Origin of the sequence: Lentzea cavernae (genome assembly GCF_014653695.1) — a bacterium.
In the GTDB taxonomy this organism is placed as follows: Bacteria; Actinomycetota; Actinomycetes; order Mycobacteriales; family Pseudonocardiaceae; genus Lentzea; species Lentzea cavernae.
In genome coordinates this window covers 60,261-78,023 of the sequence record NZ_BNAR01000012.1, presented here as the reverse complement: position 1 = coordinate 78,023, position 17,763 = coordinate 60,261, and the positions used below count along the sequence as shown (strand labels likewise).

The 17,763-nt window shown below is 69.4% G+C and carries 17 protein-coding genes; 7 read left to right on the top strand and 10 right to left on the bottom strand.

The annotated features are described in order from the left end of the window. Nucleotides 1-120: 120 nt before the first annotated feature. The 4 genes from IE307_RS32280 to IE307_RS32265 form a co-directional block, all read right to left on the bottom strand. Nucleotides 121-1,224 carry a glycosyltransferase family 4 protein gene (locus IE307_RS32280; RefSeq protein WP_191303189.1) on the bottom strand — a complete coding sequence of 368 codons (1,104 nt, stop codon included), beginning with the start codon at nt 1,222-1,224 and terminating at the stop codon, nt 121-123. 10 nt (nt 1,225-1,234) lie between these two features. Next, nucleotides 1,235-2,002, bottom strand: a complete 768-nt coding sequence (locus IE307_RS32275) for a hypothetical protein (RefSeq protein WP_191303188.1) — start codon at nt 2,000-2,002, stop codon at nt 1,235-1,237. A gap of 10 nt (nt 2,003-2,012) precedes the next feature. Continuing rightward, complete coding sequence (locus IE307_RS32270) at nt 2,013-3,017, bottom strand: C40 family peptidase (RefSeq protein WP_191303187.1); 1,005 nt, start codon at nt 3,015-3,017, stop codon at nt 2,013-2,015. 65 nt (nt 3,018-3,082) lie between these two features. After that, a complete protein-coding gene (locus IE307_RS32265; protein ID WP_191303352.1) occupies nt 3,083-4,441 on the bottom strand; it encodes an NYN domain-containing protein in 1,359 nt (452 codons plus the stop codon). Between the two features lie 182 nt (nt 4,442-4,623). Between IE307_RS32265 and IE307_RS32260 the strand changes: the two genes are divergently transcribed. Both IE307_RS32260 and IE307_RS32255 read left to right on the top strand, forming a co-directional pair. Beyond that, entirely contained in the window at nt 4,624-6,324 is a 1,701-nt protein-coding gene (locus tag IE307_RS32260; protein ID WP_191303186.1) for a DEDD exonuclease domain-containing protein, read from the top strand. A 259-nt stretch (nt 6,325-6,583) separates the two neighbouring features. Then, on the top strand, nt 6,584-6,871 hold the full coding sequence (locus IE307_RS32255) for an Lrp/AsnC family transcriptional regulator (protein WP_030465012.1): 288 nt from the start codon (nt 6,584-6,586) through the stop codon (nt 6,869-6,871). 103 nt (nt 6,872-6,974) lie between these two features. Here IE307_RS32255 and qcrB read toward each other — a convergent pair whose 3' ends face one another. From qcrB to ctaE, 4 genes are all read right to left on the bottom strand, one after another. Further along, nucleotides 6,975-8,639 carry a cytochrome bc1 complex cytochrome b subunit gene (qcrB, locus tag IE307_RS32250; protein ID WP_191303185.1) on the bottom strand — a complete coding sequence of 555 codons (1,665 nt, stop codon included), beginning with the start codon at nt 8,637-8,639 and terminating at the stop codon, nt 6,975-6,977. Next, on the bottom strand, nt 8,636-9,766 hold the full coding sequence (gene qcrA, locus IE307_RS32245) for a cytochrome bc1 complex Rieske iron-sulfur subunit (protein ID WP_191303184.1): 1,131 nt from the start codon (nt 9,764-9,766) through the stop codon (nt 8,636-8,638). Before qcrA ends, qcrB begins: the two co-directional genes overlap by 4 nt. Beyond that, nucleotides 9,763-10,575, bottom strand: a complete 813-nt coding sequence (gene qcrC / locus IE307_RS32240; RefSeq protein ID WP_191303183.1) for a cytochrome bc1 complex diheme cytochrome c subunit — start codon at nt 10,573-10,575, stop codon at nt 9,763-9,765. The genes qcrA and qcrC overlap by 4 nt, the downstream gene beginning before the upstream one ends. A 61-nt stretch (nt 10,576-10,636) precedes the next feature. Next, complete coding sequence (ctaE, locus tag IE307_RS32235) at nt 10,637-11,245, bottom strand: aa3-type cytochrome oxidase subunit III (RefSeq protein WP_191303182.1); 609 nt, start codon at nt 11,243-11,245, stop codon at nt 10,637-10,639. Nucleotides 11,246-11,339: 94 nt separating this feature from the next. Between ctaE and IE307_RS32230 the strand changes: the two genes are divergently transcribed. The 4 genes from IE307_RS32230 (at nt 11,340) to IE307_RS32215 (ending at nt 14,126) form a co-directional block, all read left to right on the top strand. Continuing rightward, nucleotides 11,340-11,741: a hypothetical protein gene (locus tag IE307_RS32230; RefSeq protein WP_191303181.1), complete on the top strand. Its 402-nt coding sequence runs from the start codon at nt 11,340-11,342 to the stop codon at nt 11,739-11,741. A gap of 65 nt (nt 11,742-11,806) precedes the next feature. Beyond that, on the top strand, nt 11,807-12,217 hold the full coding sequence (locus tag IE307_RS32225) for a hypothetical protein (protein WP_191303180.1): 411 nt from the start codon (nt 11,807-11,809) through the stop codon (nt 12,215-12,217). A 7-nt stretch (nt 12,218-12,224) separates the two neighbouring features. Then, the gene (gene trpD, locus IE307_RS32220) at nt 12,225-13,274 is read left to right on the top strand and encodes an anthranilate phosphoribosyltransferase (RefSeq protein ID WP_191303179.1); all 1,050 of its coding nucleotides are present in this window, start codon (nt 12,225-12,227) and stop codon (nt 13,272-13,274) included. 171 nt (nt 13,275-13,445) lie between these two features. Further along, entirely contained in the window at nt 13,446-14,126 is a 681-nt protein-coding gene (locus IE307_RS32215; protein ID WP_191303178.1) for a lysophospholipid acyltransferase family protein, read from the top strand. A 135-nt stretch (nt 14,127-14,261) separates the two neighbouring features. Here IE307_RS32215 and IE307_RS32210 read toward each other — a convergent pair whose 3' ends face one another. Together IE307_RS32210 and ctaC are read right to left on the bottom strand one after the other, a co-directional pair. Further along, nucleotides 14,262-14,678, bottom strand: coding sequence for a cytochrome c oxidase subunit 4 (locus tag IE307_RS32210; RefSeq protein ID WP_191303177.1), 417 nt, complete (start codon nt 14,676-14,678; stop codon nt 14,262-14,264). A gap of 12 nt (nt 14,679-14,690) precedes the next feature. Then, nucleotides 14,691-15,623 (bottom strand): aa3-type cytochrome oxidase subunit II, encoded by a 933-nt coding sequence (ctaC, locus tag IE307_RS32205; protein ID WP_229905273.1) that lies wholly within the window; start codon nt 15,621-15,623, stop codon nt 14,691-14,693. Between the two features lie 193 nt (nt 15,624-15,816). On the opposite strand from ctaC, the gene asnB reads away from it, so the two are divergent. Beyond that, nucleotides 15,817-17,745: an asparagine synthase (glutamine-hydrolyzing) gene (asnB, locus tag IE307_RS32200; protein WP_191303175.1), complete on the top strand. Its 1,929-nt coding sequence runs from the start codon at nt 15,817-15,819 to the stop codon at nt 17,743-17,745. Nucleotides 17,746-17,763 lie beyond the last annotated feature (18 nt).

The following is a 17,763-nucleotide window of genomic DNA, read 5'->3' as shown; positions in this document are numbered from 1 at the left end:
CGGATGCAAAAAACGTTTGCGGACGAAGTCAAAAGACTCATTGCAAAGGCTGTGGGAAGCGGAAACCGACGGCCAGCAGGCGTACGGCGGCGAATTGATATATCGGATACTGGATATCGGTCAGCCGATGAAGCCTTCGAGGCGGTGCGCGAGCTGGTCCCAGCGCCAGTGGTCGCTGACCCACTCCCGGCCGGCGCGGCCCATCTTGGCGGCCGTCTCGGGGTCGGCGAGCAGGGAGGCGACGCGCTCGGCGACGTTCTCGACGTCGAGGCCGTCGACGACGTTGCCGGTGATGCCGTCGCGCACGGTCTCGGGCGCGCCGCCGGACCGTCCGGCCACCACGGGCAGCCCGGTCGCCGAGGCCTCCAGGTAGACGATGCCGAGCCCTTCGACGTCGAGGCCGCGGCCGCGCGTGCGGCACGGCATCGCGAAGACGTCGCCGGCGTTGTAGTGCGCGGGCAGTTCCTCCCAGGGCACCGAACCGGTCAGCACGACGTCCCGCGAACCGGCGGCCAGCTTCTCGAGGGTTCCGCGGTAGGGGCCGCCGCCGACGATCAGCAGGGCGGCGTCCGGCACCGACCGCTGGATGAGCGGCAGCGCGCGGATGAGGACGTCCTGACCCTTGCGCGGCACCAGGCGCGACACGCACACGATCACCGGCCGGTCGCCCAGCCCGTAGCGGCGGCGCATCTCTGCCCGTGCGGCGGGATCGGGGCGGTACTGCTCGGTGTCCACACCGGACGGCAGGTGTTCGAGGGCGGCCATCGGGCCGAACGCCGCCGAGAACCGCGAGCGGGTGTAGCGGCTGACGTAGGTCACGACGTCCACACCGGACCCGATCGCCCGCAACGCCTGCCGTGCGACCGGCAGCATCGACCAGCCGACCTCGTGCCCGTGCGTGCTCGCCACCGCGCGGCTCAGACCGAGTGACGGTGCCAGCAGCGCCAGTGGTGCCGCCGCCCCGAACCACGCGGCCTCGCACGACTCGGCACGGGCGATGTCGCGGGCGCGCGAGAGCACGTCCGGCGTCGGCAGCATCAGCGACGTGGGGTGCCGCACCACCGGGAAGGGCTGCTCGGCGTCGAACTCCTCCGCGCCCTTCCACTTCGGCGCGTAGACGACGAGGGAGTCCGCGGGCAGCCGTGTCGCCAGAGCGTGCAGGTAGGACTGGATGCCACCGGGGCGGGGCGGGAAGTCGTTGGTCACCAGCAAGGTTCGGCGCACGAACTCAACGCTATCCGATGCTCGTCCTCAGAAATTCACGCCAGCCCGCCACGTCGACGACGCCGGAATCCACAGCGGACGACGACGCCTGCCGCAGGAAGAAGTCAACAACACCGCGCTCCCCCAGACTCGACTCCAGGTAGACCATGATCGAGTACGCCTGCTGGTACGCCAGGTCACGCCCGGCACCGCCGAAGTCGGCGGGCAACGCCGAGACGTCGGGCTTGAGCAACGGCGCGGCCTGCCGGAGCGACAGGCCCGTGCCGCGGAACGCCACCCAGTCGGCGAACCCCTCCACCAGCCACAGCGGGGCCGTGTCCGACGTCAGGTCGCGCGTCGCGACGTGCGTGATCTCGTGCCGCAGCAGCACGCCCAGTTCTAGATCCGACAACGCCGAGGCGCGCACCCGGTTGATCACCACACGCTGCCCGGAGCCGTCCCGGATGGCCACCCCGGCCATGTCCGCGAACGCCGGCCCGACGAGCGACACGAGCTCGTCGTCCGACGCTGGAACGACGACGTCGACCCGCCGAATCCAACTGATGTCCAATACATCGGCGACACCGGCCACAGAGGTGTCCAGCAGCCCCGACACCCGCGACGCCAGCTCTCCGTCACAGGAACTGCTGGTCACGGTGCCCGACGCGGCCGTCAGCACTGCCTCATTGCAATGGGTGGTTGCGGTCGGCTGCAACTCAACGGGCCGTAGTGCAACGGTGATGCCCAGCAGGAACGTCATGGCGACGGTGATCGCCAGCAACGTCCGGAGGTTTTTCACCGGAGCAACGCTAGCCCTCGATGCGCCGAATCACCGCGATGGGCCCGATGGCGTCGATCGGTGCGATCTTCACCGGCTGCCCCTCCGTGGAGGCGTGCACGGCCCTCGCGTTGTCGACGGCCATGGCGACGTGCGACCGGCTCGAGTAGTAGACGATCAGGTCGCCCGCGCGGACGTCGTCACGCGACACGGCACGACCGACCCCGGCCTGTCCGCCGGACGTGCGCGGGATCGCGATCCCGGCGGCCGCGTAGGCCTTCATGGTCAGTCCGGCGCAGTCCCACTGGTCGAAGCCGGTGGCGCCGTACCTGTACTCGTCGCCGCGCTGCGCCAGCGCGAAGGTCAGCGCCTGCCCGGCCATTCCGGACGGCGCGCTGATCGGCGAGCGGTCTCCCGGATCGCGCAGCTGGTTCACGACGGGGGCGGGCAGCCGCGTCAGCGCCGTCCGCACCTCGCTGATCTGGCCCTGCAACGCCTGGTTGCGCGTGTCGAGGTCGCTCTTGAGCTTTTCGGCGGCCGCGGTGGTCTCCGCGGCGCGGGCGCGGGCGTTCTCGGCCACCTGGTGCGCCTGGCTGGCCCTCTCCACCGCGCCGGACAGCCGCGCGAGCGATTCGGCCTTGTCGGAGGCCAGCACCCGCATCATCTCGAGGCGGTTCAGGAAGTCCTGCTGCGAGTCCGCGACGAGCAGCGCCGAGAGCTGGTTGAACCGGGCGCCCTCGAACGACGCCTGGGCGATGAGGTCGACCTGCCCCTGGAAGTCGTCCCGGTCGCGCTTGGCCTGCCGTTCGATCTGCTGCGCCGCCGCCACCGTCGCGGTGACGCGGCCGAGCTCGGCCCTGCGCTCGTCCAAATCCTGCTGCGCGCGCAGGACTTCCTCGTTGAGCTTCGTCGCCTGCGCCGTCAGGTCGGCGTACGCGCGCGCCGGGTCGGCCGGCTGCGCGGCTGACGACACGGCCGGGACAGTCGGGAACAACAGCAGGAGAACCAGGAAACCACGGGTGAAGTTGCGCGACATGAGGTCGCCGATCCCCTTCGCCAGAACAAGACCGCCAAGATCGACGGCGTCAGGCTACCGGGTGATCAAACGCGCACGAGACGGGCCAGCAACACGGCGGAGGGCACGGGGTGCGCGCCACGGCGGCGCACCGAGTCCGCGACCGCGCGATCCGACGTCACCACCACCACGGGCCGGCCCTCAGGCTCCGCCGTGACCAGTGCACGGATCACGTCATCAGCCAGAACACCGGGGTCGCTGAAGAGCACGCGCACGCCGCGAGGAGCCGCCGCGGGCACGGCCACCACTCCGGCGCCGTCGAACACCAGCGTCACCTCGGCACCCGTGCGCGCGGCCAGCACCGCGAGCTGGTGCACGAGCCGATCGCGCTGGTCCGACAGCGACAGCTCCGGATAGCCGGTCTTCGTGACGTTGTAGCCGTCCACCACCATGTGCACCGCGGGCAACGCCAGCAGCCTGTCCAGCGCCGCCGGGTCCTCCACGCGCCCCACGGCGCCCTGCGACGTGCTGGCACCCCGCACCAGGTCGGCGGGACGGGGGCCGGTACCTCCGCCCAGTGCCAGTTCGCGGCGCAGGCCCGTCACGGCGCCGTCGAGGGTGTCGACGAGCAGCGCGAGCCGCACCTCGTCGGCCTGCCGGGCCTCCCGCGCGGACTGCCGCGCCACGTCGGCGTCGGCGATCGCCCGCTGCGCCTTGCCGCGCTCGGTCTCGGCGCGTTCGCGTTCCCGGTCGCGCTCGGTGGTCAGGCGTTTGACCTCGTCCGCGGTGCGCTGCTCGATCTTGGCCACCTCGGCGGCCGCGGCCTCGGCGGCGTCCTTGGCCTCGCGCAGCTTCACGCCCTGTTCGCGCAACCGCTTGCGCAGGCGTTCCAGCTCGATCTCGGCGTCCGCGCGGACGCGTTCGGTGGCGCCGTCGAACTGGGTGCGCTCGGCGCGCAGCCGCTCCAGTTCGCCTTCGAGCCGTTCGGCGCGCACGACGGCAGCGTCCCGTTCGGCTCGCAGCGACGCGTCGCCCACCCGCCGCGACACCAGCTCCACGTAGTGCGGTGCGACGTCGTCTCCGGTCAGCACCGCCGCCGCGGCCGCCGTCACCGGGTCCGGTGAGGTCACCTCGAGCGTCGACGGCCTGTTCTTGCGCAGCCACTCGACCACGGCGGTGCGGAAGTTCGCCGAGTCCCTCAGCCCCGCCACGACCTGCGCGCCGCCCAGCCGGGCGCGTTTGGTCGGGGCGAACCTCGCCACCGGCCGCAGGTGCTGCGGAACGTCGACCTTCGCCATCTCGCCCAGCGCGTCCGCGCCCAGCTCCGCGAGCCTCACCCGCAACGGTTCCGGCAGAGCCGACCAGTCCACAGCGGACTCATTGGCGGGCTCGTCGCCGGACTCACCCGCCTCCTCGGCGGGCTGGTCGAACTCGGGATCGGGCATCGGGTCGGGCACCCCCACAGGCTAGAGCCCTCGCGCTCGAGCGGCGCACGGACGTGTCCGCCCCCGCAACAACGATCTGGAAAAGATCACCCGAACACCACTCCAATGGAGCAGCCGCAGGTCAGGGCACCACCGAAGATCGCCGGCGAAAATTGTCAGACCCCGCCGCTACCGTCAGCCGCGTGACCGGACAACTGTCCTTCGACGAGCTCGGGACGCCCCTGCGCGACACGACGTTCGTCGTCTTCGACCTGGAGACCACGGGCGGCAGCAACGAGGAGGACGCCGTCACCGAGATCGGTGCGGTGAAGGTCCGCGGCGGCCAGGTCCTCGGTGAGTTCGCCACGCTCGTCGACCCGGAGCGCGGCATCCCGCCGATGGTGGCGCAGCTGACCGGGATCACGCAGCTGATGGTGACGGGCGCGCCGACGATGAAGACGGTGCTGCCCGCGTTCCTCGAGTTCGCGGCCGGGGCGGTGCTGGTGGCGCACAACTCGGGCTTCGACGTCGGCTTCATGAAGGCCGCCTGCGAACGGCACGGCTACCGCTGGCCGAAGCCGCCGGTGGTGTGCACGGTGAAACTGGCCCGGCGGGTGCTGAGCCGCGACGAGGCGCCGTCGTGCCGCCTCTCCGCGCTCTCGGACCTCTTCCAGACGGAGACGAAGCCGACGCACCGCGCGCTGGCCGACGCCCGTACGACGGTCGAGGTGCTGCACTCGCTGCTGGAGCGCGTCGGCAACGTGGGCGTGCACTCGCTGGAGGAGCTGCTGGCGTACCTGCCGGAGGTGACGCCGGAACAACGCCGCAAGCGCTCCCTGGCCGCCCACCTGCCCTCCACACCGGGCGTCTACCTCTTCCGCGGCCCCAAGGAGGAGGTGCTCTACGTCGGCACGGCCTCCGACCTGCGCCGCCGGGTCCGCCAGTACTTCACGGCCAGCGAGGGCCGCCGCAGGCTGCGCGAGATGGTCGCGCTGGCCGTCCGCGTCGACGCCGTGGAATGCGCGCACCCGCTGGAAGCCGAAGTGCGCGAGTTGCGCCTCTTACGCGCCCACCGCCCCGCCTACAACCGCCGCTCCAAGAACCCGCACCACGCCTGGTGGCTGACCCTGACCGACGAGCCGTTCCCCCGGATCTCCCTGGTCAAGGTCCCGCGAGACGGGGCGCTGGGGCCGTTCCGCACCCGCAAGGCGGCCGAGTCGGTCGCCGACGCCCTGCTGGACGCCGTGCCGCTGCGCTCCTGCACCATCAAGATCCCGGCGACGAACCAGCGCGCCTCCCCGTGCGCGCTGGCCGAGCTCGACCGCTGCCGGGCCCCCTGCGCGGGCAAGCAGACGGTCGACGAGTACGCCCCCGCCGTCATCGCGGTGCGCGACCTGGTCGTCGGCCGCAGCACCGACCCGCTGCGCACGCTCATCACGGACCTGGGCGGCCTGGCCTCGGCCGAGCGCTTCGAGGAGGCCGCCCGCCGCCGCGACCGCCTGGCGGGCCTGGTCCGCTCCCTCGACCGCGCCCAACGCCTCGCGGCCCTCGCCGCACTCCCCCAGCTCGTGGCCGCCAGACCGGACCGCGAAGGCGGCTGGGAGTTCTCGGTCGTCCGCTACGGCCGCCTCGCCTCCGCCGGGGTCGCCCGCCGGGGCACCCGCCCGATGCCGGTGGTCGACGCGCTCGTCGCCTCGGCCGAGACGGTCATCCCGACACCCGGCCCGCTGCGCGGCGCACCCCCGGAAGAGGCCGGCGTCGTCCTGCGCTGGCTCGACCAGCCGGGCACCCGCCTCGTCTACGCGGACGAGCCGTGGTCGTCCCCCGCCGGCGCCGCCGCGGCCTGGGTCCCGTGGGCCGAACAAGCCGCCAGCGCCCGCCCTGTGCACGACCACTGGAACTGACTCCTACAGCACCCCGTTGCACCGGCTTATGCAAAAGACGTTTGCGGACGTCCGCAAACGTTTTTTGCATAAGGGGCGTACGCGCAGGTCAGCCAGGGTGGCGGTAACCGATATATCAGTGTGGATGTCGACAAGGCGACAAGTGAGAGGGTCATACGGGGCGCGTGGCGAGAGCGGTGACGTCCTCACGTCGGCGATCAGCCGGTAGGGCAGACTACGGGTGCTTGAGACACCGGAGCCCAGACCCGAGGAGGACGCCGTGGTCACCGCCATCGTGCTGATCCAGGCCGCCGCCGAACGCATTCCCGAGGCCGCGCAGGAGATCGCCGACATCGACGGAGTCACCGAGGTGTACTCCTGCGCCGGTGACGTCGACCTGATCGCGCTGGTGCGGGTCAGCAAGCACGAGGACCTCGCCGCCCTGGTGCCCGGCAAGATCAGCAAGGTCGCCGGTGTGCTGAACACCGACACGCACATCGCGTTCCGCAGCTACTCCAAGCGCGACGACGAGGCCGCGTTCTCGATCGGCCTGGACGACGCCCAGTAGCAGAGCCGACAGCAGTAGCCGGTAGTACCGGAAGTAAGAGCCTCTAACGACCGAAAGGCCCCCGTGGAGTCCACGGGGGCCTTTCGGTCGTTAAAGCTGGAGGTCAGGCCTTCGGGTCGGAAGGCTTGCCCGCGAGCTCGCTCGCCTCGTCCTGAGAGCTCAAGCCCTCCGAGGCGTGGATGTGCTTGCGCGCGTTCTGCAGGGCCACGGTCTCCTCGACCGGGTCCGGCGACAGCGTGCTGCCGGCGACCGGGTGACCGGCCGAGCCGAGCTTGTTCATCTTCTTCGGCACCGACGCGCCCTGGTAGGCGAGCGGCAGCGGGTGGCCGTGGTCGTCCACCGGGCCGAGCGGCTGGTGGATCTCGATGAACTCGCCGTGCGGCAGGCGCTTGATGATGCCCGTCTCGACGCCGTGCTCGAGGACCTCGCGGTCGCCGCGCTGCAGGCCGATGCAGATCCGGTACGCGATGAAGTACGCGAGCGGCGGCAGCACCAGCATGCCGATGCGGCCCATCCACGTCGTCAGGTTCAACGAGATGTCGAACTGGTAGGCGAAGATGTCGTTCGCGCCCATGAGCAGCAGGACCATGAAGTACGTGATCGCCATCCAGCCCAGCGCGGTGCGGACCGGAACGTCGCGCGGGCGCTGCAGCAGGTTGTGGTGCGCGTAGTCCTTGGTCATCTTGCGCTCGATCCACGGGTACGCCGCCGCGATGCCGGTCAGCAGCGGCAGACCGAGGATGAACGGCAGGAACGGCGCCGGGATCGTGTAGTTGCCCAGGTAGAACTCCCACGCGGGCCAGATGCGGACCAGGCCGTCGGTCCAGCCCATGTACCAGTCGGGCTGCGAGCCGGCGGAGACCTGCGCGGGGTTGTACGGGCCGATGTTCCAGATCGGGTTGATCTGGAAGACGCCACCCATGATCGCGATGACACCGACGACGATGGCGAAGAAACCGCCGCCCTTGGCCGCGAACACCGGCATGATGCGGACGCCGACGACGTTGGTCTCCTTGCGGCCCACGCCCGGGAACTGCGTGTGCTTCTGGTACCAGACCAGCGCGAGGTGCGCCGCGATCAGACCCAGGATGATCGCCGGGATGATCAGGATGTGCGCGGTGTAGAGCATCGGGATGATGTCGGTGCCGGGGAACTCCCCGCCGAACATCAGCCAGTTCAGCCACGTGCCGATGACCGGGAACGAGATCAGCAGCGCCGCCATGACGCGCAGGCCGGTGCCCGAGAGCAGGTCGTCGGGCAGCGAGTAGCCGAGGAAGCCCTCGATCGCGCCGAGCATGAACAGCACGATGCCGATGACCCAGTTGATCTCACGCGGCTTGCGGAACGCGCCGGTGAAGAAGATCCGGAACATGTGGACGACGATCGCGCCCATGAACAGCAGCGCCGCCCAGTGGTGCACCTGGCGGACGAACAGGCCGCCGCGCGTCTCGAACGAGATGTCCAGCGTGGACGCGAACGCCCGCGACATCTCGATGCCGCGGAGGTTCTCGAACGAGCCGTTGTAGGTGACCTCGGTCATCGACGGGTCGAAGAACAACGCCAGGTAGGTACCCGACAGCAGCAGCACGATGAAGCTGTACAGCGCGATCTCACCGAGCAGGAACGACCAGTGCGTCGGGAAGACCTTGTTGATCTGCTTGCGCAGACCTGAGGCCGGGTGGAACCGCTCGTCGGCAGCGTTGGCCGCCGCCCCTGCGACGCGCGCGGCCGCGTTGGCCGGCTTCGTCGGCGTGGTGATGGCACTCATGACTTCCGCTCCCAGAACGCCGGTCCCACAGCCTCGATGAAGTCGCTGCGGGCTACCAAGTATCCCTCTTCGTCCACAGTGATCGGAAGCTGGGGAAGAGGACGGGTTGCCGGACCGAACCGCGGCTTGGCGTACTCGAACACGTCGAACTGCGACTGGTGGCACGGGCAGAGCAGCAAACCGGTCTGCTGCTCGAACAGCGACGTCGGGCACCCCAGGTGCGTGCAGATCTTGGAGTACGCGTACAGGTCGCCGTGGTTGAAGTCTTCCTGACCGGCGCGCTTGGTGATCGCCTGGTTCGGGCGCATGCGGATGAGCATGACCGGGGCGTCGGCCCGCTTGAGGGCCGCGACCAGGGCGTGCTCGTCGTCGCGCTCGGACTCGCGGAACGGGAAGACGGTCTCGAAGCCGCCGGGTTCGACGTCCTCGGGACGCACGAGGGAGACCTCGTGGAAGTTGCCGGTGTGACGGCGCAGGTAGACCTTCTCGCCCGGCTTCTCGGGCTTCCAGCTGGTGTGCCACAGCGAGGCCTTGGTCTCGCTGTCCGTGTGCGGGTTCTTCATCAGCGCGCCCAGCGGGACCGCGGCCACGCCGAGGCCCAGCACGCCGGCGCCGAGGCCCGCGGTGCGCTTGATGAGGCTGCGGCGGCCGATGCCGCTGCGGTCACCCGCGTCGGCGAGCTCGGCGACCAGGGTGGCGCGGTCCACGGCGGCCGACGGGCCGTCGTGGCGCTGCTGCACCGCGAGCTCGTCGGGCAGGAACTTCTTGGTGTAGAGCAGGGCGCCGACGCCCAGTGCCACCACCGACAGGCCCAGGAACAGGCCGATCAGCGGGTTGTACAGGTTGTGCAGGAAGTGGCCGCTCTCGTTGAACGGGGACTCGTACTCCCACGGCCAGAAGAGGAACACGCCCAGGAACGCCAGTCCCGACAGCGCGGAGACCATGAACCACGCGGCGACCGAGCGCTGAGCACGACGCTCCGCGCGGGTGCCGGGAACCGGGAACTTCTCCTCGTAGTGGACGAGCTCGACGCCGTCCAGCTTCGTACCGAGCTTGACGAGGTCGTCCCGGCTCATCTCCGCGAGCTCTGCCTCGCTGGGCAGCTCGATCGGCTTGTCGCCGCTCATGCCTTGGCTCCGATCCAGAGGGTCACGCCGATGAGCGCGGCGATGCCCACGATGAACGCGATCAAGCCCTCGGAAACAGGTCCGAACCCACCCAGGGCGTTGCCGCCGGAGTTGTTGTTCCCGTCGGTGACCGACTTGACGTACGCGATGATGTCTTTCTTCTCTTCCGGCGTGAGCTGGCGCTCGCCGAACTTCGGCATGTTCTGCGGGCCGCTCAGCATCGCCGTGTAGATCTGCTCCTCGTTCACACCGTCGAGCGCCGGCGCGAACTTGCCGGACGACAGCGCGCCACCACGACCCGTGAAGTTGTGGCAGCTGGCGCAGTTGAGGCGGAAGAGCTCGCCACCGCGGGCGGGGTTGTCGCCGCGCAGGGCCTCACCGGACTCGGAGGGCTTCTTCGGGCCCTCGCCACCGCTCTCGGTGATGTAGGCCATCAGCGCGTTGATCTCCTCGGGGGAGAGCTTCGCGGGCTTGCGGATGGCCTGCGCCTCCTGCCGTGCCATGGGCATGCGGCCGGAGGAAGTCTGGAAGTACACCGCGGCGTCGCCGACGCCGATCAGGCTCGGTCCGCGGTCCTTGACACCTTCGAGTGACGAGCCGTGGCAGCTCAGGCAGGTGTTCAGGTAGATCTGCTCGCCCTGGCGGACCAGGGCGTCCTGCTGCTGCGCCTGGGCGGTCTGCGCCTGGGGCGCGAAGGCGGCGAACAGCATGCCGGCGCTCAGCAGGCCGAAGCCCAGTGCGAGCAGTCCGGCGACCCGGCGGCGCAGCTTCGTGCGGGCGCCGCGGGGGCGTTTCGTCGTGGTGGTCATGGTGTGCGGCAACCCTTGCTGTCAGTTCGGGAGCTCGTGGCTTTGCTGCGTGCCGACTGGGTCAGGGCACGATGTAGATGATGGCGAACAGGCCGATCCACACGACGTCGACGAAGTGCCAGTAGTACGACACGACGATGGCGGAGGTGGCCTGTGCCGGCGTGAACTTGCTGAGCTTCGTCCGGATCAACAGGTAGACGAACGCGATCAGACCGCCGATGACGTGCAAGCCGTGGAAGCCGGTCGTCAGGTAGAAGACCGTGCCGTAGGCCGAGGACGGGATGGTGGTGCCGCTCTCGACGAGCTCGATGTACTCACCAGCCTGGCCGCCCACGAAGATCGCGCCCATGATCAGCGTCACGACGTACCAGCGACGCAGACCGAAGACGTCACCCCGCTCCGCCGCGAACACGCCCCACTGACAGGTGAAGGACGACGCGACCAGGATGATCGTGAAGACCGACGCGTAGGGGATGTTCAGGTGCGTGGGGGGCGGGGGCCAAGGTCCCTCGTTCTGGGCCTTCACCGTGAAGAACATGGCGAAGAGGCCAGCGAAGAACATGAGCTCACTGGACAGCCAGACGATCGTGCCGACGCTGACCATGTTCGGGCGGTTCAGCGAGTGCACGCGCTGGCCGATTGAAGGCGCTGCCGTGGTCACGAGCAGCATTATTGCCTGCGCTATTTCCGTCCGCCCATCGGGTCCTGGGCAGATCATGGGTCGGCCGGGTCACACGCAGGGTGATCGCGAGGAGATCAACGACATGAACTTGCTGCGCCGATTGCGCGACATGCTGCACCGACAGGACGAGCCGACGTTGTCGGTGGACGACCCGGACCTCGCCGTGGTGGTCGAGGCGTTCGACATCGCGGAGGCCGATTCGGCCGCCCTCGCGCGCTCTCCGCGGTGGCGCCCGGACGAGCCCGCAGTGCTGCGCCACCACGTCCGCATCCCCGATGAGCAGGTAGAACGTGCGCGCGAGCTGCTCGCGCCGGACGGCTGGGTGCTGGAGGAGGGCGAGGTGACGCGGATCAGCCGGGTGCAGAAGCTGGACGCGTTGCACTGCGCCCAGGAGCGGTCGCGGATGGCCTCGCTGGCGCAACGGCTCGGCGGTGACGCCCTGGGGTGGGACGCCCTGCAGAGGCCGTCCGAACCGGCCCGATAGCATCACGGCGACCTTGGTCACTTTCTTCACGACCGCAGTCGGCAGTCGCAGCGGAGGATCCAGAGATGAGCACGCAGACCACGAAGATCCTGGTGTTCAGCCACCGTCCCGAGGTGCGTGAGACGATCATCACTGCGATCGGCCGCCGTCCCGCGCCGGACCTGGCCCGCGTCGACTACGTCGAGGCCGCGACCATCGCGGACGTCCTCTACGAGGCGGACAACGGCACCGTCGACCTGCTGATCCTCGACGGCGAGGCGCAGCCGACCGGGGGCATGGGCCTGTCCCGCCAGCTCAAGGACGAGATCACGAACTGCCCGCCGATCGTCGTCGCGGTCCGCCGCAAGGACGACAGGTGGCTCGCGACCTGGTCGCAGGCGGACGCGGTGCTGGTGCACCCGCTCGACCCGCTGGCCGCCGCCGAGACCGTGGCCGAGGTGCTGCGGGGCTCGGCTGTGCCCGTCGTCAAGGGCTGATCCGGCCATGAGCCAGCGCACCTGGCCCTCGCTGCTCAACCGGCTGCTCGACGGCGTCGACCTGACCGCCGACGACACCGCCTGGGGAATGGACCAGGTGATGTCGGGCGAGGCGACCGCGGCGCAGATCGCGGCGTTCATCGTCGCGCTGCGCGCCAAGGGCGAGACGCCCGAGGAGGTCGACGGCCTCGCCACGATGATGCTCAACCACGCGAACCGGTTCACGGTGGACGTGCGGGCGGCCGACATCGTGGGCACCGGCGGCGATCATTCCGGTTCGGTGAACATTTCGACGATGGCCGCGCTCGTCACGGCCGCCGCGGGCGTTCCCGTGGTCAAGCACGGCAACCGCGCGGCCTCGTCGCAGTGCGGCACGGCGGACGTGCTGGAGGCCCTGGGCGTCGCGATCGACCTGCCCGCCGAGGGCGTGCGGGAGACCGTGCGCGAGCTGGGCATCGGGTTCTGCTTCGCGCCGGTGTTCCACCCCGGTTTCCGGCACGCGGGCCCGGTGCGGCGCGAGATCGGCATCCCGACGTCGTTCAACCTGCTCGGCCCGCTGACGAACCCCGCCCAGCCCACCGTCGGCCTGATCGGCTGCGCGCGGGCCGCCGCGGCACCGCTGATCGCCGGGGTGTTCGCGCGGCGCAACAACACCGCGCTGGTCGTGCGGGGTGACGACGGCCTCGACGAGATCACCACGACCACGACGACGTCCGCGTGGCTCGCGCAGGACGGTGTGGTGCGCACGGAGACCATCGACCCGGCGGTGCTGGGCGTGAAGCCCGCGCGCGAGGAGGACCTGAAGGGCGGCGACCCGTCGGTCAACGCCCAGGTGGTCCGCGACCTCGTGGCCGGCAGGACGGGTTCCGTGCGGGACGCGGTGCTCGTGAACGCCGCGGGGGCCATCGCGGCGCACGGCGGGTTCTCCGACGACCTGCACGCCGACCTGACGGCCTCGCTGGGGCGCGCGGCCGAGGCCGTCGACTCAGGTGAGGCGGCAGCCCTGTTGAGTCGCTGGGTGGAGCTCTCACAGGCCTTGAAGGCGTCCCCCCGATAGCCACCGGAGCAGGCACCAGAGGCCCGGCGGACGGGTTTCGGTCACGCGTCGTCGCCGGCGCGTGACCCTGCTCGCACGAGCGCCGCATCGGCGTAGTCCGAGCGAGTGATGGGCCCGAGATGCGCCTCACGTGGTAACGCCGTGGCAATCGTCACCTGGAATGCTGAGCGCATGGCCCTCCTCTACCCAGTGATGAAGCACGTCGTCGCGCGCGCAGCCCGTCTCGTCTACCGCCCGGTGGTCGACGGTCTGGAGAACATCCCCACCGACGGCCCCGTCATCCTGGCGGCCAACCACCTGAGCTTCATCGACAGCGTCGTGATCCCCATGGTCGTGCCGCGCCGCGTGTCGTTCCTCGCGAAGGCCGAGTACTTCACCGGCACGGGCGTCAAGGGCTCGCTGTCGCGCCGGTTCTTCTCCTCGCTCGGCCACGTGCCGGTGCACCGCGGCAAGGGCCGGGACGCCCGCGCCGCCCTGGACACGGCCGCCGAGATCCTCGCGCGCGGGGACGCGTTCGCGATCTACCCCGAGGGCACGCGCTCGCTCGACGGCATGCTGCACCGCGGCCGCACGGGTGTCGCCCGCATGGCGCTCGAGTCCGGCGCCCCGGTCATCCCGGTCGGCATCATCGGCACGGACAAGGTGCAGCCCGTCGGCAGCCGGTTCCCGAAGATCGTCCCGGTGACGGTCCGCTTCGGCGAGCCGCTCGACTTCAGCCGCTACGACGGCATGCAGGACTCGCTGCCGGTGCTGCGCAGCGTCACCGACGAGATCATCTACCGCATCCTGGACCTGAGCGGCCAGGAGTACGTCGACGCGTACCAGAAGGCCCCGGTCCCCGCGGCGGCGTAACTCCCCGAGAACTGCGAAGGCCCTTCTCGCCACTGCGGCGGGAAGGGCCTTTTCGTGCACGCTGTGCGAAGTGTCACAGCAACGGCCGAGGCCCCCTCCGCGCGGGAGAGGGCCTCGGCCGGAACTGCGGGGAGATCAGTCGTGGTTCGGGCCGGTGTGGTACTCGAACACCAGGCCGCCGACCATGATCAGCACCATGACGATGGCGATCACGAGCAGCCACACGTGCCAGAACGCCACCGCGACACCCGTCGTCGCCGCAGCGGCGGCGAGACCGACCGGCCAGTACGAGCCGGGGCTGAAGAAGCCCAGCTCACCGGCGCCGTCGGACACCTCGGCGTCGGGGTTGTCCTCCGGCCGCACCTCGATGCGGCGGGCGACGAACCGGAAGTAGGTGCCGGTGATGAGCGCCAGGCCGCCGGTCAGCGCGAGCGCCACCGTGCCGGTGGGCTCGACGTGGCCGGTCGCCAGGTGCGTCCAGTAGCCGTAGACGACGGCCATCAGGAACGAGAAGGCCATCACCAGGTCGAATACGCGAGCTTCGATCTTCATCGCGGAATGTCCCTACTTCTGGCCCGCGCCGGAGGCCTCACGGGCCGTCCGGTCGGTGTTGAACGGGGTCGTCGTCGTGGCCAGCGGTGAGCACCACTCGTCACAGTTCACCTGGGAGAGGGCCTCGGCCGTGGTGTACGGCTTGCCCGTCTTCTCGTTGACCTGCTTGCGCAGCTCGATGTACTTCTCGAAGTCGGCTTCCTGCAGTGCGCGGACCTCGAAGTTCATCACCGCGTGGTACGAGCCGCAGAGCTCGGCGCAACGGCCGACGAACGCACCGGGACGGTCGATCTGGTCGATCTGGAAGACGTTGTCCTGGTTGTTCTTCTCCGGCATCGGGAACACGTCCCGCTTGAAGTGGAACTCCGGCACGAAGAACGAGTGGATGACGTCGGTCGAGCGCAGCGTGAACTGGATGCGCTTGCCGGCCGGCAGCACCATGATCGGGACCTCGCCCGAGGTGCCGACCGTGCTGACGACGTTGCCCTCTTCGGTCTTGTGGTCCGGGTACTGGAACTCCCAGTTCCACTGGAACGCGATCACGTCGACGTTCACGTCGGGCTTGCCCGACTTGTCCGTGACGTAGTTCTGCGTGATGGCGGTGAAGTAGAACAACACCGCCACGATCACCGTCGGCACGACGATGAGCACGATCTCCAGCGGGAGGTTGTACGCCGTCTGACGCGGCAGCTCCTCCGACTTCTTGCGGTGGAACACCACCGACCACAGGATCAGGCCCCACACGATGACGCCGACGACGAGTGCGGCGACCACGGACCACGTCCAGAGCTCGCGCATCTTCTCGGCCTGCGGCGTGACGGCCTGCGGCCATCCGAAGCGCAGCACCTCGTCCGTGGAGCAACCGGTGGCCCCGATACCGACCAGGCCCACTAGCCCAGCGGTCTTCACCAGCCGGGATGCCCTGGTGCCCTCCTTCAGGCCCACTGCTCGCCCGCCTCCTCGTTCACAACTACTGGTCATGCCAACGGATCAAGCGGGAGCGTAGCCCAGCGCAACGCCGCTCACCCCTTGGGGGCACCGCCGCTGCGGTGCAGTTTCGGTCACACGGAGCCCCTTCGGCATACTGGGGACTTCCCCGTGGTCTTCCCCTTCATGTCTTTTGAGAGGTGCGAGAGCCTTGTGCGGCCTGGCAGGACTTGTTTGCCCCAGCGAGAACGAGGCTGAGAACGCACGTCCGGCGGTGGAGGCGGCGCTGCGCTGCATGCGGCACCGCGGGCCGGACGAGAGCGGCACCCGTCGGGTCGACGAGGTCGTCTTCGGCTTCAACCGCCTCGCCATCATCGACATCGAGCACTCCCACCAGCCGTTGACCTGGGGTCCGGCGGAGTCGCCGAGCCGGTACACGATCAACTTCAACGGCGAGATCTACAACTACCTGGAGCTGCGCGCCGAGCTCACCGAGAAGCACGGCGCGGTCTTCCACACCGACGGCGACACCGAGACGATCGTCGCCGCGTACCACTACTACGGGCCCGCGGCGATCACGAAGCTGCGCGGCATGTTCGCCTTCATCATCTGGGACGCCGAGCGCGAGGTCCTGTTCGGCGGCCGCGACCCGTTCGGCATCAAGCCGCTGTACTGGGCGCAGGGCCAGAGCGGTGTGGCGTTCGCCAGCGAGAAGAAGATCCTGCTGGAGATCGCCTCCTCGATCGGCATCGCGCCGAAGATGAACGTCAAGGGGCTGCAGCACTACCTCACGCTGCAGTACGTGCCGGAGCCCGCGTCGCTGCACGACTCGATCTTCCGCGTCGAGTCCGGGCACTCGTTCACGCTGGTCCCGGGCGAGTCGCCGAAGTTCGAGCGCTACTTCCCCGCAGAGTTCAAGGTCCGCACCGTGCGCAGCGAGGCCGAGGCGAACGCGCTGTACGACGAGATCACCGCGGCGCTGCGCGACTCGGTCGCCAAGCACATGCGCGCGGACGTGACGGTCGGCTCGTTCCTGTCCGGCGGCATCGACTCGACGGTGGTCGCGGCGCTGGCCAAGGAGCACAACCCGGACCTGATCACGTTCACGACGGGGTTCGAGCGCCAGGGGTTCTCCGAGGTCGACGTGGCCGCGGAGTCCGCGGCGCTGATCGGCGTGAAGCACGTGGTCCGCACGGTCAGCGCGCAGGAGATGATGGACTCCCTGCCGCTGATCACCTGGTACCTCGACGACCCGGTGGCCGACCCCGCGTTGGTGCCGTTGTGGTTCATCGCACGTGAGGCGCGCCAGCACGTGAAGGTCGTGCTGTCCGGTGAGGGCGCGGACGAGCTGTTCGGCGGGTACACGATCTACCGCGAACCGTTGTCGCTGGCGGGTTTCGAGAAGGTGCCCGGCGCGCTGCGCAAGGCCATGGGCAAGGTCTCCACGAAGATCCCGCACGGCGTGCGCGGCAAGGACCTGTTGCGTCGTGGCGCTTTGACGCTGGAAGAGCGCTACTACGGCAACGCGCGCATCTTCCTCGACGACCACCTGCGCCAGGTGCTGAAGACGTACGACCCGGCGGTGTCCCACATGGACGCGACGGCCCAGCCGTACCGCGAGTCGCAGGCGTGGGACCCGGTGACGCGCATGCAGCACGTCGACCTGTTCACGTGGCTGCGCGGGGACATCCTGGTCAAGGCCGACAAGATGACCATGGCGAACTCGCTGGAGCTGCGCGTCCCGTTCCTCGACCCCGAGGTCTTCCGGATCGCGTCGCAGATCCCGAGTGAGTTGAAGATCACGAAGGACACGACGAAGTTCGCGCTGCGCAAGGCGATCCGCGAGATCGTGCCGGCGCACGTGCTGAACCGCCGCAAGCTCGGCTTCCCGGTGCCGATCCGGCACTGGCTCAAGGACGAGATGCACGACTGGGCCGTCGACATCGTGCGTTCGTCGCAGACCGACCAGTACATCGACAAGAACGCGGTGCTGCGGCTCATCGAGGAGCACCGCTCCGGCGTGCTCGACCACAGCCGCCGCATCTGGGCGTTGCTGGTGTTCATGATCTGGCACGGCATCTTCGTCGAGGGCCGCATCCAGCCGGTGGTGCCGGAGCCGCACTACCCGGTCAAGCTCTAGGCAGGTCAGGGGCCCCTC